At 72.7% G+C, this 20485-nt stretch carries 22 protein-coding genes and 2 pseudogenes; 12 read left to right on the plus strand and 12 right to left on the minus strand.

Annotated elements, in window-relative coordinates:
• Positions 1–158: 158 nt before the first annotated feature.
• Positions 159–392: a DUF7455 domain-containing protein gene (locus tag ACQEVC_RS43890; protein WP_203860997.1), complete on the plus strand. Its 234-nt coding sequence runs from the start codon at positions 159–161 to the stop codon at positions 390–392.
• Between the two features lie 183 nt (positions 393–575).
• Here ACQEVC_RS43890 and ACQEVC_RS43895 read toward each other — a convergent pair whose 3' ends face one another.
• The 3 genes and pseudogenes from ACQEVC_RS43895 to ACQEVC_RS43905 form a co-directional block, all read right to left on the minus strand.
• A complete protein-coding gene (locus tag ACQEVC_RS43895; RefSeq protein ID WP_432890302.1) occupies positions 576–2297 on the minus strand; it encodes a DEAD/DEAH box helicase in 1722 nt (573 codons plus the stop codon).
• A 371-nt stretch (positions 2298–2668) separates the two neighbouring features.
• Positions 2669–3298: pseudogene (locus tag ACQEVC_RS43900) on the minus strand (trimeric intracellular cation channel family protein); the annotation flags it as partial.
• Positions 3299–3337: 39 nt separating this feature from the next.
• Complete coding sequence (locus ACQEVC_RS43905) at positions 3338–3556, minus strand: DUF3039 domain-containing protein (RefSeq protein WP_432890304.1); 219 nt, start codon at positions 3554–3556, stop codon at positions 3338–3340.
• Positions 3557–3663: 107 nt separating this feature from the next.
• On the opposite strand from ACQEVC_RS43905, the gene ACQEVC_RS43910 reads away from it, so the two are divergent.
• Together ACQEVC_RS43910 and ACQEVC_RS43915 are read left to right on the plus strand one after the other, a co-directional pair.
• Entirely contained in the window at positions 3664–4581 is a 918-nt protein-coding gene (locus ACQEVC_RS43910; RefSeq protein WP_432890307.1) for a pseudouridine-5'-phosphate glycosidase, read from the plus strand.
• On the plus strand, positions 4581–5519 hold the full coding sequence (locus ACQEVC_RS43915) for a carbohydrate kinase family protein (protein ID WP_432890309.1): 939 nt from the start codon (positions 4581–4583) through the stop codon (positions 5517–5519). The genes ACQEVC_RS43910 and ACQEVC_RS43915 overlap by 1 nt, the downstream gene beginning before the upstream one ends.
• 105 nt (positions 5520–5624) lie before the next feature.
• Here ACQEVC_RS43915 and ACQEVC_RS43920 read toward each other — a convergent pair whose 3' ends face one another.
• A complete protein-coding gene (locus ACQEVC_RS43920; protein ID WP_432890312.1) occupies positions 5625–6002 on the minus strand; it encodes a DUF4259 domain-containing protein in 378 nt (125 codons plus the stop codon).
• 99 nt (positions 6003–6101) lie between these two features.
• Positions 6102–6458, minus strand: a complete 357-nt coding sequence (locus tag ACQEVC_RS43925) for a DUF3099 domain-containing protein (RefSeq protein WP_346263469.1) — start codon at positions 6456–6458, stop codon at positions 6102–6104.
• A 163-nt stretch (positions 6459–6621) separates the two neighbouring features.
• Between ACQEVC_RS43925 and ACQEVC_RS43930 the strand changes: the two genes are divergently transcribed.
• Together ACQEVC_RS43930 and ACQEVC_RS43935 are read left to right on the plus strand one after the other, a co-directional pair.
• Positions 6622–6909 carry a hypothetical protein gene (locus ACQEVC_RS43930; RefSeq protein ID WP_318395162.1) on the plus strand — a complete coding sequence of 96 codons (288 nt, stop codon included), beginning with the start codon at positions 6622–6624 and terminating at the stop codon, positions 6907–6909.
• A 91-nt stretch (positions 6910–7000) separates the two neighbouring features.
• On the plus strand, positions 7001–7312 hold the full coding sequence (locus ACQEVC_RS43935) for a hypothetical protein (protein ID WP_318395275.1): 312 nt from the start codon (positions 7001–7003) through the stop codon (positions 7310–7312).
• Positions 7313–7344: 32 nt separating this feature from the next.
• Here the strand turns inward: ACQEVC_RS43935 and ACQEVC_RS43940 are convergent, their stop codons facing one another.
• Complete coding sequence (locus ACQEVC_RS43940) at positions 7345–8562, minus strand: low temperature requirement protein A (RefSeq protein ID WP_432890316.1); 1218 nt, start codon at positions 8560–8562, stop codon at positions 7345–7347.
• A gap of 182 nt (positions 8563–8744) precedes the next feature.
• On the minus strand, positions 8745–9323 hold the full coding sequence (locus ACQEVC_RS43945; protein ID WP_432890319.1) for an HhH-GPD-type base excision DNA repair protein: 579 nt from the start codon (positions 9321–9323) through the stop codon (positions 8745–8747).
• Between the two features lie 270 nt (positions 9324–9593).
• Between ACQEVC_RS43945 and ACQEVC_RS43950 the strand changes: the two genes are divergently transcribed.
• Positions 9594–10022, plus strand: coding sequence for a hypothetical protein (locus ACQEVC_RS43950; RefSeq protein WP_432890322.1), 429 nt, complete (start codon positions 9594–9596; stop codon positions 10020–10022).
• A 138-nt stretch (positions 10023–10160) separates the two neighbouring features.
• Here ACQEVC_RS43950 and ACQEVC_RS43955 read toward each other — a convergent pair whose 3' ends face one another.
• Positions 10161–10379, minus strand: coding sequence for a hypothetical protein (locus tag ACQEVC_RS43955; protein WP_432890325.1), 219 nt, complete (start codon positions 10377–10379; stop codon positions 10161–10163).
• A 25-nt stretch (positions 10380–10404) separates the two neighbouring features.
• Positions 10405–10539 (minus strand): hypothetical protein, encoded by a 135-nt coding sequence (locus ACQEVC_RS43960; protein WP_432890328.1) that lies wholly within the window; start codon positions 10537–10539, stop codon positions 10405–10407.
• 216 nt (positions 10540–10755) lie between these two features.
• Here ACQEVC_RS43960 and ACQEVC_RS43965 point away from each other — a divergent pair, with 216 nt between their 5' ends.
• From ACQEVC_RS43965 to dtd, 5 genes and pseudogenes are all read left to right on the plus strand, one after another.
• A complete protein-coding gene (locus ACQEVC_RS43965; protein ID WP_432890331.1) occupies positions 10756–11343 on the plus strand; it encodes a hypothetical protein in 588 nt (195 codons plus the stop codon).
• Positions 11344–11470: 127 nt separating this feature from the next.
• Complete coding sequence (locus ACQEVC_RS43970; protein WP_432890334.1) at positions 11471–11911, plus strand: cupin domain-containing protein; 441 nt, start codon at positions 11471–11473, stop codon at positions 11909–11911.
• Positions 11912–12278: 367 nt separating this feature from the next.
• A pseudogene (locus ACQEVC_RS43975) lies at positions 12279–12902 on the plus strand (lytic polysaccharide monooxygenase auxiliary activity family 9 protein); the annotation flags it as partial.
• 725 nt (positions 12903–13627) lie between these two features.
• Positions 13628–15112 carry a DUF7059 domain-containing protein gene (locus ACQEVC_RS43980; RefSeq protein ID WP_432890337.1) on the plus strand — a complete coding sequence of 495 codons (1485 nt, stop codon included), beginning with the start codon at positions 13628–13630 and terminating at the stop codon, positions 15110–15112.
• Positions 15113–15117: 5 nt separating this feature from the next.
• A complete protein-coding gene (gene dtd, locus ACQEVC_RS43985; RefSeq protein ID WP_432890340.1) occupies positions 15118–15540 on the plus strand; it encodes a D-aminoacyl-tRNA deacylase in 423 nt (140 codons plus the stop codon).
• Positions 15541–15589: 49 nt separating this feature from the next.
• On the opposite strand, the gene ACQEVC_RS43990 is transcribed toward dtd, so the two are convergent.
• Positions 15590–16378: a sporulation protein gene (locus ACQEVC_RS43990; RefSeq protein WP_432892051.1), complete on the minus strand. Its 789-nt coding sequence runs from the start codon at positions 16376–16378 to the stop codon at positions 15590–15592.
• A 367-nt stretch (positions 16379–16745) separates the two neighbouring features.
• Here ACQEVC_RS43990 and sigB point away from each other — a divergent pair, with 367 nt between their 5' ends.
• The gene (sigB, locus tag ACQEVC_RS43995; protein WP_432892054.1) at positions 16746–17696 is read left to right on the plus strand and encodes an RNA polymerase sigma factor SigB; all 951 of its coding nucleotides are present in this window, start codon (positions 16746–16748) and stop codon (positions 17694–17696) included.
• A gap of 84 nt (positions 17697–17780) precedes the next feature.
• Here the strand turns inward: sigB and ACQEVC_RS44000 are convergent, their stop codons facing one another.
• Both ACQEVC_RS44000 and ACQEVC_RS44005 read right to left on the minus strand, forming a co-directional pair.
• Positions 17781–19409 carry an ABC transporter permease gene (locus tag ACQEVC_RS44000; RefSeq protein WP_432890342.1) on the minus strand — a complete coding sequence of 543 codons (1629 nt, stop codon included), beginning with the start codon at positions 19407–19409 and terminating at the stop codon, positions 17781–17783.
• Complete coding sequence (locus ACQEVC_RS44005; RefSeq protein WP_432890345.1) at positions 19406–20332, minus strand: ABC transporter ATP-binding protein; 927 nt, start codon at positions 20330–20332, stop codon at positions 19406–19408. Before ACQEVC_RS44005 ends, ACQEVC_RS44000 begins: the two co-directional genes overlap by 4 nt.
• Positions 20333–20485 lie beyond the last annotated feature (153 nt).

Here is a 20485-nt window from a genome sequence, read left to right on the forward strand (position 1 = left end):
GACGTGGCACCCTGGTGGCACGGCACACTGTCTCTACCACGTGTGACATCGGTCCCCCGGGGGCACACTGGGAAGGCCACACCCCACAAGGGTGTTGCACGATAGGTGAGCAATGACCGACGAGAGTGTTCATCGGTGACGACCGCAGGAGGAAGGCGATGACCCCGACCCTCACGCCGCCGCCCGAGACGGTGGCTCCCCCAGCCGCCGATGAACGGTGCGACCGCTGTAACGCCGCCGGCAAGCTTCGAATCACCCTCGCGGGTGGGAGCGAGCTGGTGTTCTGTGGGCATCACGCGAACAAGTACGCCGAGGATCTCGTGAAGATCACGGTTCGGTACGCGGTTGACCCCGAGTTCAGCTGGCGAGGCGCCGAGTTGATGGCGAACTAACCCAACCAGGACATAGCTGACCGGAGGTGCCCCGAGCGGGCGCCTCCGGTCGTCTATTCCCCGACAGTGCCGATTGCCGACACGGCCGGCGATCGGCCGCAGCACGGCACGGACCGCTGGCACCGTGCTGACATCGGCCCGTCCCCCGGACCGCCGTGCGTCCGCCCCGGCGCCGTGACGCGGTCACAGCGTCTGGACGGTGGCGATCCGCTCCTCGAGCTGTTCGATGGTGGCCTGCGCGCTGGGCGGCCCGCCGCAGCGGCGGCGCAGCTCGGCGTGGATCTTGCCATGTGGCAGCCCGGTCCGGTGGTGATGCGCCGCGACCAGTGCGTTGAGCTGGCGGCGCAGGCTGACCCGCCGTTCCGCCGCGCTGAGCGGGCGGCTCTCCGGCCGGGGCGCCGGTACCGGCTCGGCGGTCTTCCGGCGCCGCTGCGCGGCCAACTGCTCGGCCTGGCGCTTGTTCAGCAGCACCGCGACCTGGTCGGCGGTGAGTAGGCCGGGCAGGCCGAGGTACTCCTCCTCCTCCGGTGTACCCGCCTGGGCGGCGGTGCCGAAGGAGGCGCCGTCGAAGATCACCTGGTCCAGTTCGGCGGTGGCGGAGAGCGCCTCGAACCGCTTCTCCAGCTCCCCACTGGCCTGCTCGGTGCGCTGCGCCCGCTCCAGCAGGTCGTCGTCGAGCCCGTCGCCGCGCTTCGGCGCGCCCAGCACGTGGTCCCGCTCGACCTCCATCTCACTGGCCAGCCCGAGCAGATGCGGCACGCTGGGCAGGAAGACCGAGGCGGTCTCGCCGGGCCGGCGGGCCCGGACGAACCGCCCGATCGCCTGGGCGAAGAAGAGCGGCGTGGAGGCGCTGGTCGCGTAGACGCCGACGGCCAGCCGGGGAATGTCGACCCCCTCGGAGACCATCCGGACCGCGACCATCCAGCGCTGGTCCGAGGCGGCGAAGGCGGCGATCCGGGCCGAGGCCCCCTGGTCGTCGGAGAGCACCACCACCGCCCGCTCCCCGGTGATCCGTTCGATCAGCCGGGCGTACGACCGGGCCGCCTGCTGGTCGGTGGCGATCACCAGACCGGCGGCATCGGAGACTCCACCGGCCCGGAGCACCTGCAACCGCGCGTCGGCGGCCCGCAGCACCTGCGGCATCCAGTCGCCGGCCGGGTCCAGCGCGGTACGCCACGCCTGGGCGATCAGGTCCTGGGTCATCGGCTCGCCCAGCCGGGCGGCCAACTCGTCCCCGGCACTGGTCCGCCACCGGGTCTCCCCGGAGTAGGCGAGAAAGATCACCGGACGGACGACGCCGTCGGCGAGCGCGTCGGAGTAGCCGTACACGGAGTCGGCGCGGGAGCGTTGCAGGCCGTCGCCGCCCCGCTCGTAGTTGACGAAGGGGATCGGGTTCTCGTCCGACCGGAACGGCGTACCGGTCAGCATCAGCCGGCGTACGGCGGGTTCGAAGGCCGCCTTGACCCCGTCGCCCCAGGACCGGGAGTCGCCGGCATGGTGGATCTCGTCGAGGATCACCAGGGTCCGTCGGGTCATCGTCCGGCGGCGGTGCACCTGCGGGGCGATGCCGACCTGGGCGTAGGTGACGACCGCACCGTGGAAGTCCGCCGAGGAGTGCAGGTCGGCGTTGCGGAAGGCGGCGTCGAGCTGGATGCCGACCCGGGCCGCCGCCACGGCCCACTGGGTCTTCAGGTGCTCGGTCGGTGCGACCACGGTGACCGCCTCGACCGTGCCGTCGGCGAGCAGCTCGGCGGCGATCCGCAGCGCGAAGGTGGTCTTACCGGCACCGGGCGTGGCGACGGCCAGGAAGTCCTCGGAACGGCGTCGCAGGTATTCCACCAACGCCTTACGCTGCCACGCGCGCAGCGCCGGGAACGACTCGAGAACCGGCAGTCGGGCTCCCACGCGAATCTCTCCCCTCCGACGGCCAGGTATCCGACCACACGAAAACGCCTCCGCGACCGGACCGAGCGCGAAGGCCGTACCAGCATAACCAGCCGGCCCCATCCGACCCAGGCGACACCGACGCCACAGCGGGCACAGTTGGCGCCGCCGGCCCGGGCCCTCGACGGTGCCCGGACGCCCCCGGGCACGGCCGGTCAGCGGCCCTGGTCAGCACCGCGTCCGTCGTCGGCCTGGTGCACGCCGCCGCCGTGATCGGCCTGCCGATCCACCGGGCCGGTACCGTCGCTCGCCCGCCGGTCAACACCCCGCCCGTCGCCCGCCCGCCGGTCCGCCCGGCGTCCGCCGACGGCTCGCCGGGCCGTCGGAACAGCGCCGTCGCCGGCCGGCGGGTCGACCGGAACCGGAGCCGACCAGCGTCGGCGCAGGGCCACCAGCCGGACCGCGAAGACGAAGAGCGCCGCCGCCATCAACGGCCCCGGGCCGGCCAGGCCGGCCCGGTCCAGGCCGACGACCGCGACCGCGCCGGCCAGCGCCGCCACCGCGTAGATCTCCCGGCGCAGCACCACCGGGATCTCCCCGGTGAGCAGGTCCCGGCCCAGCCCGCCGCCGATGCCGGCCATCATGCCGATCATGCCGGCGCCGAGCGGTGGCAGGCCGGCGTCCAGCGCGGTGAGCGTACCGGTGACGGTGAAGAGGCCGAGCCCGGCCGCGTCGAGGACCAGCACGGTGGTACGCAGCCGCGCCAACTGGGGATGTAGCCAGAAGACCGCCGCGGCGGTGACCATCGCGGTGACCGCGTATCGCCAGTCGGCGAAGGCCAGCGGTGGCCCGTCGCCGATCACCAGGTCACGGAAGATGCCGCCGCCGAGCGCGGCGACGAAGCCGACGAAGACCACCCCGAACAGGTCGAGCCGCTTGACCACCGCGGCTGACGCCCCGGAGGCGGCGAAGATCGCCACACCGGTGAGGTCGGCGAGGAGCAGGGCGGCTGCGGCGGTCACCGCAGGATGTTACGCGCGCAGGGCTGGCCCCGGCCCGCGTCAGTCCCGCATGGAGTCGTAGATCTCCTTGCACTTCGGGCAGACCGGCGAGCCCGGCTTGGCGGCCTTGGTGACCGGGAACGTCTCACCGCAGAGCGCGATCACGAAGGTCCCCATGACCGCGCTCTCGGCGATCTTTTCTTTCCGGACGTAGTGGAACATTTCCGGCCCGGTATCCGCGTCCTTCAGCTCCGGACGCTCGAGAACCTGAGTGCTCACGGCAGTGATTCCTCCCTAAGTGACCCCGCCAACGCTCAAGTCTGGCAGGTCACTGCCGAGCGGTCCACCGGAACACCCGCCGGCCCCGGCCCGTACGGTGGTCAGCCGTGACCGATTTTCAGATCCGGTACGGCGCCGAGGTGGCCGAGGCACTGCGCGCCGGACGTCCCGTCGTCGCCCTGGAGAGCACCATCGTCTCGCACGGCCTGCCCCGCCCGGACAACCTGCGGGTGGCCCGCGAGATCGAAGCGGCCGTACGGGCCGAAGGTGCGGTGCCGGCCACCATCGGCATGGTCGGAGGCGTTCTCGTGGTGGGCCTCGACGACGCCCAGTTGACCCGGCTGGCCTCCTCGGACGGGGTCGCCAAGCTCTCGGTACGCGACCTGGCGTTGGCCGCCGCCACCGGGGCGGACGGGGCGACCACGGTGGCCGCCACCAGTGCGGTCGCCGCGGCGGCCGGAATCCGGGTCTTCGCCACCGGCGGGCTGGGCGGTGTGCACCGGGAGGCGGTGCAGACCTTCGACGAGTCGGCCGACCTGACCACGCTCTCCCGGACCCCGATCGCGGTGGTCTGCGCCGGGGTGAAGTCGATCCTCGACGTCGGCGCGACGCTGGAACGGCTGGAGACGCTGGGCGTGGCGGTGGCCGGTTACCGCAGCCGCCGTTTTCCCGGCTTCTTCATCACCGACGGCGGCTTCGACCTGGACTGGTCGCTGGACTCGCCGGAGCAGGTCGCGGCGGTACTGGCGGCCCGGGCGGCCCACGGAGTCCAGCCGGGTGCGCTGATCGTGGCCAACCCGCTCCCCACCGACGAGCAGCTCGATCCAGCCCTGCACGACCGCACCCTGGCCGACGGGCTGGCCCGGCTCGCTGCCGACGCGGTGACCGGCAAGGCGGTCACCCCGTTCCTGCTGGCCCACTTCCACTCGGCCACCGAGGGCGCCAGCCTGGCGGTGAACGTCCGGATCATCCTGCGCAACGCCGCCCTCGCGGCCCAGATCGCCGTCGCCGCCGCCACCCGGTGATGACCACCGCGGAACCCGTGGCCACGGCCCGGATCGTGGTGGTCGGTGACATCGTCACCGATGTGCTGGCGGTGCTGGCCGGGCCGGTGGCGCCCGGCTCCGACACCTCGGCCGACATCCGGGTCACCGGAGGCGGCCAGGCCGCCAACACCGCCGCCTGGCTGGCCTGGCGGGGCCGCCCGGTGACCCTGGTCGGCGCGGTCGGCGCCGACGAGGCCGGCGCCTCCCGGCTCGCCGAGCTGGCCGGGCTGGGGGTGCGGTGCGCGGTGCGGCGGTATCCGGACGTACCGACCGGCACCGTCATCGTGCTGGCCGGGGACGGGGAGCGGACCATGGTCACCCAGCGCGGTGCGAACCTGCGGCTGGCCCCGGGGCACGTGGACGCCGCCCTGCACGCCAGCGCGGACGCGACCCATCTGCACCTGTCCGCGTACACCCTGTTGGACGCCGGATCGCGGGAGGCCGGGCGGCGCGCACTGACCGCCGCGCGCGAACGCGGGTTGACCACCAGCGTGGACGCGGCCTCCGCCGAACCGCTGCGCCGGGTCGGCGCGGCGGCGTTCCTGAGCTGGGTACGCGATGCCGACCTGCTGCTCGCCAACGCGGACGAGGCGGCGGTGCTGGCCGGCCCGGGCTCACCGGCCGCCCAGGCGCGTGCCCTGACCGAGGTGACCCGGCACGTGGTGGTGAAGGACGGGGCCGCCGGTGCCGTCTGGGCCGAGCGCGGCGGCGAGGTGGTCTCCGCGCCGGCCCGCCGGGTGCCGGTGCGGGACGTGACCGGAGCCGGGGACGCGTTCGCGGCCGGTCTGCTGGCGGCCTGGGTCACCGGGGCGCCTGCGGCCGAGGCACTGGACCGGGCGGCCGAACTGGGCGCGGCGGCGGTCGGCGCCCTCGGTGCCCGGCCGGCGGCCGACGGGTCGGCCGGGGTGGTCGGCTGACCGGTCAGCAGGCCGGGGCGCCGAATCGCCGACCGCTCAGCCAGCTCCGTCCGTCCCGGCTCGGTCCGTGGCCGCTCGGTCCGTGGCCGCTCGGTCCGGCACCGCTCAGTCCGCGGCCTCGTGCCGGGCTGCCGCGAGGAACCGGTCGAAGGTCTCCACCAGTACGGCCCGGCGGCTCTCCCGGGCCTCCGCCGACTCCACGAGTTCCCCGATGGTCTCGTCCCAGACGGCCAGGTAACGCCGCTTCCAGTCGGCGGCGACGTCCGGTTCGGGCAGGCAGACGCCGACGTAGGGCAGCTCGGCGAGCCGGTAGAGCAGTTCGAGGTTGCACGGCACCGCCACGCCCCAGTACTCGTCCGGCTCGAGTTCGACCGGATCGCCGGCCATCGCCTCGGTGACCTCGTCGAGCAGTCGTTTGGTGATGATCGACAGGTGGTCCGCCGCCGTGTCGTTGTCGAAGTTGCCGAAGCCCCAGCTACCCACCGCTGCTCCTCCTGACCGTCCGCGTCCCGCACCGCCGGCCGGCACGCGAAGTCGATCACCGGCCCGGGTGAGACTACCGACCGGGGCGGACGCTTCGGATCACGGCTCGGCGTCGATCACCCGGTGCGGCCGTTCCTCGGCGGGCAGCGCGCGGGGCGGGGTCTCGTCGAGGTGCGTACGACGCCACCTGGCGCCGATCCGGTGCTGCTCCTTCGGTGGGCGGTCGTTCGCGAGCAGTACCGCCAGCCAGGGGATCAGCACCATGCCGACGGCGCAGAGCGGCAGCCAGAGCCAGAGCAGCGGTGCCTTGGCACCGACCAGGATCGCACCGACGATGACGCAGAGTGCCCGGATGGACATCATCACGATGTACCGGCGCTCGCGGGTACGCAGTTGGTCGTCCTGGCTGCGCGAGGCGTCGGTGATCAGGATCGGCTGGTACGCCTGACGCTTCACCACGGCCTCCGGAGGGATGCGGTCGGTCCTCCCCGGAACTCTCCCGTCCCGGGATGCCACCCCCATCCTCGCACCTTCGCCTGAGCAGCGGCGCCGGGCCGCCGCCCCGGCCTCCCGCGCCCGCCCCTCCCCGGCGTGTTACGCGCGTGGTACGCTCCCCCGCGTGGGCAGCAGGTTCAGCTTCACCGACGAGGCGCTGGGAAACCTGAAGGTCCACGACGTCACCCCCGGCGAGGTGTGGGAGGCGCTGCACAGCGCCCGACGGGTAATCCGGCACCTCGGCGACGACGTGATGGTCGTCTACGCCACGGCACGGCGCGGGCGACGACTGGCCATCCTGCTGGCCGAGGCCGATCAAGTTGACAACGACTGGGACATCCTCTCCGCGCGTGACCTGACCGACATCGAGTCCAAGCGCTACGAGGAGGCGATCCAGGGGCGACGGCGATGAGTCCGTCCCACCGGGCGGGCCCGAGATCGCGCACCAGGAGACCGGGATCGATCACGAGATCGAGCACCGAGACGAGGAGGAGGCGGTGACGATGCACCGAGACGATGCCATCAAGCGGTTCCACGCCGGCGACGAACAGCTCGCCGACCTGGTCGACGACGCGCAGCCGGTCGAGCTGCCCACCCCGGACACCGACGTGCCGATGGTCAGCCGCTCCGTACGCCTGCCGTTGGACACCTACGAACGGGTCCGCTCGGCCGCCGAGGCGCGGGGCATCGGGGTGACCACCCTGATGCGGCAGTGGATCGAGGCCGGGCTGGCCGACCTGGACGACTCGGCGACGGTGTCGCTGGCCGACGTACGCCGGGCCCTGGCCGCGCTCGCCCACCCGACCGCAGCCTGAGACCGACGGCCGCGCAGGGCGGCGACCACCGGTCAGACCCGCGGCATCGGCTGCTCGGGCGCCTGGCCCCACGAGCGGCGCAGGTCGAGGAGTGCCACCCCGAGCAGTACCCCGGCGGTGGTGCCGGCGACCGCCAGCAGCGGCAAGTGCTCCATCGCCGGTACCACCGCTCCCAACAGGAGCAGGCCGGCCACCCGGGGTCGGGAGATCCGCCCGAACACCTGGAACTCGAAACCGGCCCGCCCGGCCAGGAACAGCGCGGGACCGCCCAGGATGGCGATCAGCCAGCCGGGCGCGATGCGCCCGAGCGGGTGGGTGATGGTCAGCTCGTAACCGACCCCGGTGAGCACGATTCCGGCAATCATGATCAAGTGCGTGTACCAGGCGGAGAGGCCGAGCCGGGTCGAGTTCCGGGCCCTGACGATCGCGGCCGGTAGCACGTGCCCGGCACGGTAGAAGTAGATCCGCCAGAGCAGCACGGTGGTCAGCAACGCCAGCCCCAACGCGCTGGTCCGCGCGGGGGAGAAGATACCGTTACCGCCGCTGAAGGCGATCCCGGTGACGAGGATCACCTCGCCGAGCGCGATCAACAGGAACTGCTGAAGCCGTTCGGCCAGGTGCTCCCCGCCGAAGGGCTGAGTGCCGTACCGGGTGCGACCGGACCAGGGGGTCGGCCAGCCCAGCGTGAACCCGAGATAGTCCATGGCGATTGCGCCGCTCCACAACACCCCGCGGAGGACACTCTCCTCGATCATTGCTCCGGTGAACCACGGCACGGCGGACAATCCGGCCCAGAAGAGCACCCGTCGCGGCGCCGCCGGGTCGTTCGGAACGAGCCGGCCACGCGTGGCGACCATGAGGAAGCCGATCCGGCCGAACTGGACCGCGAGATAGGCGGCGGCGAAGATGAGAGCCCGATCGCCGAACCCCTCCGGCAACGCCACCGCCACCACCATGCTGCCGACCACGGTCAGCACCACAGCACCCTGCACGGCGAACGCCTCCGGCTCCAGTGCGCTGGTGACCCAGGCTGTCGAGGCCCAGATCAGCCAGAGCGCCAGGAACAGCGCCAGGGTCTGGCCGGCCTCGGAGAACAGGACGCGCTTCTCCGTGGTGAAATCCTCGACCAGCCGCGCGGAGACCCGGGTGAGCGCGAAGACGAAGACCAGATCCAGGAACAACTCCAGGAAAGTGGCCCGCTGCGAACTGGACTCGGCACGCAGCAGCGGGTCCACAGGCGTGTCAGCCATCCGGCCTCAGCCCGGCGGGTCCGGCCGGCGCTCCGGGACCTACCCGGATAGGAGCCGTGGAAACCATTGGTCGCTCCCTGAGCGTCGATAATCTCCACACTCAACGAGTCAGCATTCACCGGGGCGCTGCCGCCGGCCGGATCCGCCCCGCCGACCGGTCGTCGCGCGGGGCCCGGGCGGGATCAGCCCGCCGCTGCGGCTTTGGCGGCGGCCTTCATCTGCTGCTTGTGCTGGCGTACCTTGGCCAGCGACGTCTCGTCCACCACGTCGGCGACCGAGTAGTGGGCGCCGTCGATGCCGTAGTCGCCCGCCGCCTCGCGCCAGCCGGGCGGCTGAACGCCGAAGCGCTTGCCGAGCAGGGCGAGGAAGATCTGCCCCTTCTGCTTGCCGAACCCGGGCAGTCCGGTGATCCGCTTCAGCAGCTCGCGGCCGTCCTCGGCCTCCGACCAGAGGCGGCTCGGGTCACCGTCGTACTGCTCGACGAGGGTCCGGCACACCTCCTGGACCCGGGCCGCCATCGCCTTGGGGAACCGGTGCAGGGCGGGGCGCTCGGCGAAGATCGCGGTCAGCGCGTCCGGGTCGAAGCCGGCCAGCTCTGCCACGTCCGGCGGGTGGCCGAGCCGCTTCACCAACTCGTACGGGCCGGCGAAGGCCTTCTCCATGCTGACCTGCTGGTCCAGGACCATGCCGATCAGCAGCGCCAGCGGGTCGCGCCGGAGCAGTTCGTTCGCTTCGGCGTCGATGGGCAGCGAGAGCGTCATGCGGCTATCTTGCCTGCTCAGTCCGGCGCCGAGGTAGCGCCCCCGGGCGGGCCGGGCCGGCGGGCGGGGTACCGGAGCCGCGGGATCGTCGGCCCGGGTTGACCGACACCCTTACCCGGCGGGGCCCGGAGGCAGCGGCGGCGAGACGGCGGCTCGCCGTCCCAGGATCGACGGTAATCTAACCGGGCGGCCTCATCCGCCTCGGACGCGCCCGGTGCCCGCGTGGAGTGGCCGTCAATTCGGATCTTCCCGGCTGCCGCGGAGGGGGCCATGGCTCTGATCCTGATGACAACGCTGGGTGCGCTCGCCGCCGTACTGGCGGTCGGCGTACTGGTGCTGCTCGGCCGAGGGGGCGACGGGCAGCGCCTGGTCCGCTGGTCGGGTCTGGTGATCACCGCACTGGTGGCGGCCATCCTCGCGCCACTGACCGTCGAGGACTCCGGGGCGGCGGCGTTCGTCCTGCTCGGCGTACCGGTGATCGCCGCAGCCCTGCCACCGCTGGCCCAGCGGCTCGTCCCGCGCGTCGCCGGGTACCTCGACCTCGTCGCGGCGGTCGTGATCGGCGGCTGGGGTCTGCTGCTGGCCCTCGGCGGCCTCGGCGTCGCGTTCCTGCCCTCGGCGCTGCTGCTGCTGGCCGGCGCGGCGCGGAGCCTGGTCCCCGGTCACCGGCCGCCGCCCGGTCCGGCGGCCAGCCGCTGACGGCGGACGTCCTGCCGGAAACCGTCCGGTCCGAGCCGGGGCGACTCGGACCAGACCCGTCAACCGGCTACCGCCGCCGGGACCCTGGACCAGGCTCGGCACAGACGTGGCCGGCGGCGTCAGCCGGGGCACCTGCTGTCAGCCGGGGACCATGTCCAGGAAGCCGTAGACCGCCCGGATCCGCCCGTCGGCGGCGAGCCCGGCGACGTCGAAGCCGACCGCGACCGGTCGGGGAAGGCCTTCCTGGACGAGATGCAGGTGGCGCCGGCGACAGGAACCGGGTACGTGTCGCCGACGCCGTCGAACCTGCCACCGGGCCGGGAGGGTGTCGATTACCTCCGAGGTCAGGCAACGCATCCGCCGGCTGCCTCGACGGCCGGGTCTAGCAGTACCGGTACACGTGGGTGGTCAGGTTCCGGTACGGCGCGACGTCGCCGAAGGCCGCGGCCGGACCGGGCGGGCCGTTGAGGGTCGTCGATGTTGCCGGGGTGGGGTAGGGCGTGCTGGAATGGCTCATATCGCCGCAGTGCGGGGGCAACCGCGCTGGGAACGGCCAGCACGGGAGCACGCAGTGCCGGCAGCGCGCCGCCTCGACGCCGGATTCGCGCTGCACCAGATCCGCGCTGCATTCGCCGGGCCAGTTCCGACAACCACGGACCGCTACCCACCACGGGTCGGCGGGTCCGACGAGTTCTGCCAACGCACCAACCCGGCGACGAGATGAGACACGATCATGATTACCCGGAACAGTTTCGCGGGGTGGTACCGCAACCGCTTCGTGTGGGTGGCGGTCATCCTGCTGGCGGTGTCGGCCGGCACGGTCGTACTGGTCAACACGGCCGGCTCGGAGGCCGGGCCGCCGGATCTGCGCGGGCAGATCATGACCCGGCTGCGCACCACACTGGAATCGGCCGACCCCGGGCAGCACCAGCACACGGGCCACAACGTCGAGCAGGCGACCGCCGAGAAGGACGGAAAGAAGCCGCCCGTCATCTGCGGGGTACACGTCTACGGCTTCGAGCCGAGCGGGGTCACCACGCTCGCCGAGGTGAAGACGGTCTACGGATTCCACCTCTGCGGGGTCGCCGAGCAGAAGCGGCCCTGGGACTGGGCGGTCAAGCTGGCCGGTCCGGTGATCGTGGACATGTCCACCGAGCCGCCGGGGATCCAGGTGGTCGAGGCGACCAACGACGTCCGGTTCATCGACCGGCTCAAGGAGATGTTCCCGGACAAGTACGAGGAACTGGCGCAGAAGGAGGCGCTGGGCGCCTCGGAGATGGCCGACCTGCGCCGCCGGTACGACGAGGCGGCCGGGCTCTGACCCACCCTGCGCGGCCGGGCCGACGCCGTACCCGGTCCCGACCGGCCGCCGGGGCGTACCCCGCTCGGTAGACTTCCGGTTCGTCGGGTGCCGGGCCGGCCCGGCGTACCCGAGTGGAGGTCGACCCGTGACGACACCGCACCGACCCCCGCTGGCCGAGCGGCTCGACCTGGCCCCGCACCCGGAAGGCGGCTGGTTCCGCGAGACCTGGCGCTCGGCGCACGCCTTCACCCCCGACGGGTACGCCGGACCGCGTGCCGCCGCGACCGCGATCTACTTCCTGCTGCAACCCGGGGAGCGGTCCCGCTGGCATGTCGTCCGCTCGGACGAGCTGTGGCTGTGGCATTCGGGCGGCCCGCTGCGACTGCGGCTCGGTGGCGCGGCCGAGGTACCGGCGGAGGAACCGGTCGAGGTGCGGCTCGGCCCGGACGTGCCCGCCGGCGAGCGGCCGCAGGTGGTGATCCCCGGCGGTGTCTGGCAGTCGGCCGAGCCGGCGGGTAACCAACCCGTGCTGGTGAGCTGCGTGGTGGCACCCGGCTTCGACTTCGCCGACTTCCAACTGGCCTGAGCCGGCCGCACCGCCCGAGCCGACGCCCACGGCGCGCCGGCACCGACCGCCCCGGCCCCGGTCCCGACTGGACATGCGGGACCATTCAGCCCGTCAGGTATCGATGGACACCTATTGATTGAGCCGGCCATCCGTGCTGCAATGGTTCATATCGCCGCAGTACGGGGGCAACCGTGCTGCGCGTGTGGGATCCGGGCCTGATGCCAGCAGCCGGTGACCGGGCACGGCGGACGCCACCACCACGCCCGCACGCCCCGCCGGAGTCCGCCCGACCGCGCCCGACGACACCCTCCGGCGGCGGTCGAACAGAAGGGATCAACTCGTGAAACTCCTGCGCAGACTGACGGTTGTCGGCGTCTCCGCCGTACTGACCGCCGGCCTCCTGACGGTGATCTCGCCGAACCCGGCCAACGCGCACGGCGCGCTGATGGTTCCGGCGAGCCGGACGTACGCGTGTTACCGGGACGGCCTGACCCCGCAGGGCAACATCGTGAACCAGAACCCCGGCTGCGTCGCCGCGGCCAACGTGAGCGGCGTCTCCCCGCTCTACAACTGGTTCAGCGTGCTCCGCTCGGACGGCGCCGGCCGGACCCAGGGCTTCATCCCGGACGGCCAGCTGTGCAGCGGCGGCAACTCCACCTTCCGGGGCTGGGACCTGGCCCGGAACGACTTCCCGAAGGCCCAGGTCAGCTCGGGCGCGAGCGTCGAGTTCCGGTACAGCAACTGGGCCGCGCACCCCGGCCGGTTCGACCTGTACGTCACCCGGAACAGCTGGAGCCCGACCCGGCCGCTGGCCTGGAGCGACCTGGAGTCGACGCCGTTCTCCTCGGTCACCAACCCGCCGCAGCGGGGCAACGTGGGCAGCAACGACGGCCACTACTACTGGACCGGTCGACTGCCGTCCGGTAAGAGCGGCCACCACATCATCTACTCGGTGTGGACCCGGTCCGACAGCACGGAGACCTTCTACGGCTGCTCGGACGTGACGTTCTGACGCTCTGACCCGCGGCCCGTCCGACCATGAGCACGTCGCCCGGCCCGCCCCCGCGCGGCGAACCGTGACGCTCTCGACGGGATGCCACCGGCCCGATCCGGCGGCGGCATCCCGTCGAGAACGGCCGTCTCCGGCCCGCCGACAGTCACTACTCCGGCCGGCGGGATCGTGGCCGGGCCAGGCCCAGGTCGTACGCGAGGGTCGTCGCCTGTACCCGGTCCCGCACGCCGAGCTTGGCCAGCAGGGCGTTGACGCCCCTGGGAGATGTTCGTGGTCAGCCTGCTGGTGCACGCCGGCTACGCCGTCGTGGTGCTCTGGCTGGCCCGCCGTCACCGGCTGCCGACCGTCTCGCCCGAGCGTCCGGCCTCCGCACCCGCACACCCGACGACCACCCCCGGACATCCGTTCCCGGTGCCCGCACACCCGACCGCCGTTCCCGGACAACCGCTCCCCGGAACCGCACACCCGACCACGAATCCCGGACAACCGCTCCCCGGAACCGCACACCGACCACGAATCCCGGACAGCCGCTCCCCGGAGCCGGATATCCGGCTCCGGTCGCGCCGGAGCCGGCGCAGCGGCCGAGAGCTGGGGAAACGCCGATCGGACCGGTCGGCTGACGCGGGAGGTCGCCGCCGGTTACACCCGACGGGGTGGTTCCCGGCCGCCAACTGCGGGGGTTGCGGGTCGGTCCGGCCCGACCGGCGGGCAGGATGGACGCCGTGGACGGGAACGAGATGCTGCTGTCCCCGGCTGGGGTGGACCAGCTCCGGACGGCACTGACCAGCGCGGGCTACACCTCGAGCGGCATCGCCGACCGGCTCGGCCCGGCGGCGACCGGCGGACTGGCCCGCAACGACTATCGGGCGGCGCTGCGGGTCACCGAGGACCGGGACCCGCTCGCCACCCTGATCCGGCTCTTCGTCTGCGCCCAGACCGAGCCGGAGGCGGCGGTACGGGCCGCTTTCGCTCCGCTGCCGCTCGCCGAGGCGCTCGCCGGAGGGCTGCTCGAACGGGTCGGCGACGGGCTGCGCCAGGGCGTCGACCTGGAGCCGTACGGGGACTCCTGGTGGGTGCTCTCGGACGTGGCGGCCACTGCCCGGCCCGGCCAGCCGCTCGCCGCCGACCATGTGCTCGGGATCGGCGGGGCGACCACCACGCTGGTCGGGGCGACCGTCCGGCGCCCGGTCGGCAGTGCCCTGGACCTCGGCACGGGCAGCGGGGTGCAGGCCCTGCACCTTGCCGAGCACGCCCGCTCGGTGACCGCCACCGACATCTCCGACCGGTCGCTGCGGTTCGCCGCGACCACCGCCGCGCTGAACGGACACCACTGGGAACTGCGCAAGGGCGACCTGATCGGCCCGGTGGCCGGCCGCCGCTTCGACCTGGTGGTGAGCAACCCGCCGTTCGTGGTCGGCCCGGGCACCACCACGCACAGCTACCGCGACTCGGGCCGGGCCGGCGACGGGATCGCCGCCGAACTCGCCGCCGCCGCGCCGGGACTGCTCACCGAGGGCGGCACCATGCAGTACCTGGCGAACTGGCTGCACGTGGCCGGGGAGGACTGGGGCGAGCGGGTGGCGGGTTGGTTCGCCGGTACCGGCCTGGACGCCTGGGTGATCCAGCGTGAGGTCGCCGACCCGATGGCGTACGTCGACCTGTGGCTGGCCGACGCCAGCGAGGCGGCCGACCCGCACCGGGTGGCCGCCTGGCTGGACTGGTTCGACGCGCAGAAGGTGGAGGCGATCGGCTTCGGCGTGGTGAACCTGCGCCGGGGCGGCCACACCGATCCGGTGGTGCGGGTGGAGGACCTGCGGCAGGCCGTACAGCCGCCGATGGGCGAGCAGATCGCGGCCTGGTTCGACCGGCAGGACTGGCTGCGCGGTCGGGACGACGAGGCGCTGCTGGCCACCCGGTTCCGGGCGGTGGACGGGCTGAAACTGCGCCAGGAGGCGTCGATGGGCGACGACGGCTGGGCGGTGGACCGCCAGGTCCTGGTCCAGTCGCACGGACTGCGCTGGACCGAGGAGGTGGACCCGCTGGTGCTGGCCCTGGTCGGCGGGGCCAACGGCCAGGTGCCGCTGCGCGAGCAGCTCGCGCTGCTGGCGCTGGCGCACGACGTACCCGCGGAGGACCTTGCCGAGGCGGCCGGGCCGATCATCGCGCACCTGGTGGAACGCGGCGTCCTGGCACCCGTGGCAGACTGACCGCCGTGCGGGCGGTGGTGCAGACGGTCAGCCGGGCCAGTGTGACGGTGGACGACGAGGTGGTCGGGGCGGTCTCGGACGGGCTGCTGGTGCTGCTCGGGGTGACCCACTCCGACACCCGGGCCACCGCGCAGACGTTGGCCCGGAAGGTGCACGAGCTGCGCATCCTGGACGACGAGCGGTCCGCCGCCGACGCCGGGGCGCCGCTGCTGGTGGTCAGCCAGTTCACCCTCTACGGTGACGCCCGCAAGGGCCGCCGGCCCAGTTGGGGCGCGGCGGCCCCGGCCGAGCTTGCCGAACCGCTGGTGACCGCGTTCGTCGAGGCGCTGCGGCTGCGGGGCGCCAAGGTCTCCACCGGTCGGTTCCGGGCGCACATGCTGGTCGAGAGCGTGAACGTCGGCCCGCGCACGGTGCTGCTGGAGCTGTAGGAGCCCGACCCTCGCCGGTCCTTCGGCGGGCGGACCGCCGTGGGACGGCTCAGAAGAACAGGCCGCGCTTCTGCATGGACTGGCGCAGCCAGCCGTCGAGCTGCCGGACCCAGTCGGTCCGGTCCACCGACGCGTAGTCGACGGTGAACCGGCCGAACGCGTCGCGGCCCTCGGTGAAGAGCCCACCCCGCTTGTCGATCTCCAGCACGATCTGCAACTGCTGCGGCGTGGCCACGAAGGTCAGCTCAAGCTGGTTGATCGCGCGGGCGTACTGCGGCCCGGGGTAGAACTCGATCTCCTGGTAGAACGGCAGGCTCTGCTGCACCCCGTAGATGCGGCCCCGTTCCACGTCCGCCCGGCTGAACCGGAAGCCGAGCTGCACCAGGGCGTCGATGACGCGCTCCTGCGCCGGCAGCGGATAGACCGCCACCGGGTCGAGGTCGCCCTTGTCCACCGCCCGGGCCACCTCCAGCTCGGTACGCAGCCCCATGGTCATCCCGTGCAGGTGCCGGCCGCCGATCTCGGTCAGCGGCGTCTCCCACGGCACCTCGAAGCGGAACGGGAGGTCGTGGCGCTGCCCGCTCTCCAACCGGAACGGGCCGGTCACCCGCTGCCGCTGGAACTCCTGGGTGGTGTTGTACTCGTTGTCACCGCTCTCCACCTCGACCCGGGTCACCAGGCCGAGCGAGACGTACTCGACGTCCACCGGATGGTCGCCGCCGGCGACGTGGACCTGGCCCTCCAGATAACCGCCTGGCCGGCAGTTCGGGTTGGTCAGCACCGTCTCGACCGACGGACCGCCCACGCCCATCGCCTGCATCAACCGCTTGAAGACCACCACGTCCTCCATCCGTCGTTGATCTCGATCCCGTCTCGCACGGTAACCGTCACCGGCAAGTACCGCCGGGCGCGTACCAGGTCGGCTTCCGACGGGCCGGCAGTGATCAATCGGATCAAGATCGGGAAACCGGGGCGAATCCCCCCGACGACCTCCCGGTTTCATGCCAACCCGACGCTCGCCTCACCTCGGCTTCACGCCCTACCGGCCAAGCTATGTGTCACCAGCGCGGTTGTCCGCTGGGACGCGCCACATTGTCGAAGCGGGGAGGCGACAGATGATGGTCCTGCAGCACAGCGAGAGCCACACTCACCCGGCCAGCGCGGCCGGTGTCGACAACGAGCCGGCCGGGGACGGCGGGCCGGTCATGGTCGACCTCGACGCCACCGACGAGCGCGGCGCCTCGGCCGACCTCGTCCGGGCCTACCTCAACGGCATCGGCCGGACCAAGCTGCTCACCGCCGTCCAGGAGGTGGAGCTGGCCAGGCGGATCGAGGCGGGGCTCTACGCCGAGGAGAAGCTGAGCACCGACACCCGGGGCGCGCTGCCGGTGGAGCTGCGGGCGGACCTGGAACTCGTCGCCGCCCAGGGGCGGGCCGCGAAGAACCACCTGCTGGAGGCGAACCTGCGGCTGGTGGTCAGCATCGCGAAGCGGTACACGGGGCGGGGCATGGCGTTCCTGGACCTGATCCAGGAGGGCAACCTCGGCCTGATCCGCGCCGTCGAGAAGTTCGACTACACCAAGGGCTACAAGTTCTCCACCTACGCCACCTGGTGGATCCGACAGGCCATCACCCGGGCCATGGCCGACCAGGCCCGCACCATCCGCATCCCGGTACACATGGTCGAGCAGGTCAACCGGATGGTCCGGACCCGCCGCGACCTGGCCACCCACCTCGGCCGGGAGCCGAGCGTGGCCGAGGTGGCCGCCGCGCTGGGCGTACCGGAGTTCCAGGTCATCGAACTCATCTCGTACGACCGGGAGCCGGTCAGCCTCGACCAGGCCGTCGGCGAGGACGGCGAGAGCGCGCTCGGTGACTTCGTCGCCGCCGTCGACCCCCGCGAGGAGCCCGGTGACGCGGTCTCGCAGGGCATGCTGCGCAACGAGGTGGAGATCGTGCTCGCCACCCTCTCGCACCGTGAGCAGGCCGTGATCCGGCTGCGCTTCGGCCTGGACGACGGCCGGCAGCGCACCCTGGACGAGGTGGGCCGGGAGTTCGGCCTCTCCCGGGAGCGGATCCGCCAGATCGAGAAGGTGACCCTGCTGAAGCTGCGCCACCCGTCCCGGGCCGACCGGCTGGAGGCGTACGCGAGCTGAGCCGTACGACGCGGGAGCCCCCGCCACCTGTCCGGTGGCGGGGGCTCCGCGTGTGCCCCTGGTTCGCGGTGGCACCCGTCCGGCTCAGCCGATCGCCAGGTCCCGGCGGCGGAACGTGGCCAGGCCGAGCCCGGTCAGCGCGACCGCGACGGCGAGCAGCACCACCAGTGGGGTGGCGCTCGGGTCGGCGGCCGGCACCGCCGGCAGGTGGGTGAACGGCGACAGGTTCAGCACCGGCTGCGGCAGCTCCAGCAGCACGCCGAGCTGGCCCAGCAGGACGCAGAGCAGGAAGCCCGACCAGGACAGCGCCACCGACAGTCGGGGCAGCAGCCCGAAGAGCACCACCACCAGGCCGGCGAGGACCAGCGCCGCCGGCGCCTGGACCAGTCCGGCCACGGTGAGCCGGGCCACCTCGCCGGGCACGTCGCCGCTGACCAGGCCGTAGCCCAGCCCGGTGCTGGCGCCGGCCAGCGCCAGCAGGACGACCGCGCCGAGCGCGGCCCAGAGCAGGTGGCTGAGCAGCCAGCGGGGCCGGCTGACCGCCGTGGCGAGCACTCCCTCCAGGGTTCCGGCCGCCTCCTCGGTCCGCAGCCGCAGCACCGCCTGCACCGCGAAGCCGGCCACCGCGAGCGCGAACATCGCCATCATGGTGCCCAGGAACGCGTCGACCAGCTCCTCGGTGCCGCCGAGCTGGGCGATCAGCTCGCTGGCGGCCTCGTTCTCGCCGACGAAGCTGTCCAGTTGGTCACCGACCGAACCCATCGACAGCCCCATCACCACGACGCCGATCGCCCAGCCGAGCACCACGCCACGCTGCAACCGCCAGGCCAGGCCGCCCGGGCTGAGCAGTCCGCTGGCCGCCGCTGCCGGCCCACGGCGGACCGCCAGTACCCCGCTGCCCAGGTCGCGGTGGGCGGTCAGCACGAACGCCGTACCGACGGCGAGCAGCGCGAAACCGACCGTCAGGGCCAGCACCGGCCAGCGGTTGCCGCCGAACGGCTGGACCTGGTTGGCCCAGCCGAGCGGGGAGAGCCAGGACGGCCAGGCGCTGACCACCCCCATCCCGTCGGCCGTGACGGTCCCCCAGGCGTCTCCGGCGGCCCGGAGCAGGAAGGCGAGCCCGACGGCGGCCGCCGCCATGCCGTTCGCGCCGCGCGCCGTACCGGAGATCTGGGCGGTCACCGCGGCGACCGCCGCGAACGAGACCCCGATCCCGGCGATCGCCGCGCCGAGGGCGAGCGAGCCGGCCGCCGGAAGGTCACCGGCGACCAGCACCAGGGCGAGCAGCAGCCCGCTGACCAGGTTGGCGGCCACCGTGGTGAACAGGGCCGCGGTGAGCGGGGCGTGCCGGCCGACCACCGCCGAGCCGAGCAGCTCGGCCCGGCCGGTCTCCTCGTTCTGCCGGGTGTGCCGGACCACCGCGAAGGTGCTGAGCAACGCGGCGAGCAGGGCCAGCATCGTGTACGCCTCGGCGGTGACCACCGACCCGAGACTCGGTCCGGAGACCGGGCCGTTGAACGCCCGCGCGACCACGCTCGCGGCGCTGGTGGTGGCGTAGCCGATCCGGTCGGACTCGGTGCCGTAGATGCCGGAGACGCTCTGCGCGACCGCGGCGCCGACCGCCGGCAGGGCCAGCGCCCAGACCAGGAGCCTCACCCGGTCCCGGCGCAGCGCGAGCCGGGTCAGCCGGGCGGTGCCGGTGAACGCGCTCATCGGGCACCGGCCGGCACCGGACGCCGGGCGGGGGCGGTACCGGATCCGTCGCCGTAATGCCGCATGAACAGCTCCTCCAGCGTCGGCGGCGTACTGGTCAGCGCCCGTACGCCGAACCGGGCGAGGTGGGCCAGCACCGGGTCGAGGGTGCCGGACTCGACCTCGAACCGGGTGGTCGAGCCGGAGACGGCCACCGCGTGCACCCCGGCCAGGTCGGCGAGCCCGTCCACCGGACGTTCCGTCTCGACCGTCATCGGGGTCCGGGTCAGGTGGCGCAGTTCGGCCAGGGTCCCGGACTCGACCGTACGGCCGGCCCGGATGATGCTGACCCGGTCGCAGAGCGCCTCCACCTCGGACATCACGTGGCTGGAGAGCAGGACGGTCTTGCCCGCGTCGCGCATCGCGGCGACGTACTCCCGGAAGACCGCCTCCATCAACGGGTCCAGCCCGGAGGTCGGCTCGTCGAGCACCAGCAGTTCGACGTCGGAGGCGAACGCGGCGACGATCGCCACCTTCTGCCGGTTGCCCTTGGAGTAGGTGCGGCACTTCTTGGTCGGATCGAGGTCGAAGCGCTGCAACAGCTCGTCCCGGCGGGCCCGGTCCAGGCCGCCGCGCAGCGCGCCGAAGAGGTCGATCGCCTCCCCGCCGGAGAGGTTGGGCCAGAGGTTCACGTCGCCGGGCACGTACGCCAGCCGGCGGTGCAGCGACACGGCGTCCCGCCAGGGATCACCACCCAGTACGCCGACCTCGCCCGCGTCCTTGCGGAGCAGGCCGAGCAGGATCCGGATGGTGGTGGACTTGCCCGCCCCGTTCGGCCCGAGGAACCCGTGCACCTCACCGGACCGGACGGTCAGGTCCAGTTCGTCCAGCGCGCGGGTGGCCCCGAAGGTCTTCACCAGGCCGGCCACCGAGATCGCGGTCATGACGCTCCCTTGTTAGTTGCCGATTCCACGTCGTCCCCAGCCTGGACGGCGCGTCGAGCCAGATCGTGACGGTGCCTCGGTCCCCAGTGTACTGACCGATGGTAGGACGACCGTCACAGATTCCTGATCGACGGTCAGTGGCCGGTACGCTGG

Source organism: Plantactinospora sp. CA-294935 (assembly GCF_050936445.1).
Classification (GTDB): Bacteria; Actinomycetota; Actinomycetes; order Mycobacteriales; family Micromonosporaceae; genus Plantactinospora.

Excerpts from the sequence above, each read along its gene's own strand:
- ACQEVC_RS43965 (WP_432890331.1), top strand. The coding sequence starts at position 10,756 with ATGATTACCCGGAACAGTTTCGCGGGGTGGTACCGCAACCGCTTCGTG.
- ACQEVC_RS44000 (WP_432890342.1), bottom strand. The coding sequence starts at position 19,409 with ATGAGCGCGTTCACCGGCACCGCCCGGCTGACCCGGCTCGCGCTGCGC.
- ACQEVC_RS43950 (WP_432890322.1), top strand. The coding sequence starts at position 9,594 with ATGGCTCTGATCCTGATGACAACGCTGGGTGCGCTCGCCGCCGTACTG.
- ACQEVC_RS43955 (WP_432890325.1), bottom strand. The coding sequence starts at position 10,379 with ATGCGTTGCCTGACCTCGGAGGTAATCGACACCCTCCCGGCCCGGTGG.
- ACQEVC_RS43960 (WP_432890328.1), bottom strand. The coding sequence starts at position 10,539 with ATGAGCCATTCCAGCACGCCCTACCCCACCCCGGCAACATCGACGACC.
- ACQEVC_RS43940 (WP_432890316.1), bottom strand. The coding sequence starts at position 8,562 with ATGGCTGACACGCCTGTGGACCCGCTGCTGCGTGCCGAGTCCAGTTCG.
- ACQEVC_RS43915 (WP_432890309.1), top strand. The coding sequence starts at position 4,581 with ATGACCACCGCGGAACCCGTGGCCACGGCCCGGATCGTGGTGGTCGGT.
- ACQEVC_RS43945 (WP_432890319.1), bottom strand. The coding sequence starts at position 9,323 with ATGACGCTCTCGCTGCCCATCGACGCCGAAGCGAACGAACTGCTCCGG.
- ACQEVC_RS44005 (WP_432890345.1), bottom strand. The coding sequence starts at position 20,332 with ATGACCGCGATCTCGGTGGCCGGCCTGGTGAAGACCTTCGGGGCCACC.
- ACQEVC_RS43890 (WP_203860997.1), top strand. The coding sequence starts at position 159 with ATGACCCCGACCCTCACGCCGCCGCCCGAGACGGTGGCTCCCCCAGCC.
- ACQEVC_RS43935 (WP_318395275.1), top strand. The coding sequence starts at position 7,001 with ATGCACCGAGACGATGCCATCAAGCGGTTCCACGCCGGCGACGAACAG.
- sigB (WP_432892054.1), top strand. The coding sequence starts at position 16,746 with ATGGTCGACCTCGACGCCACCGACGAGCGCGGCGCCTCGGCCGACCTC.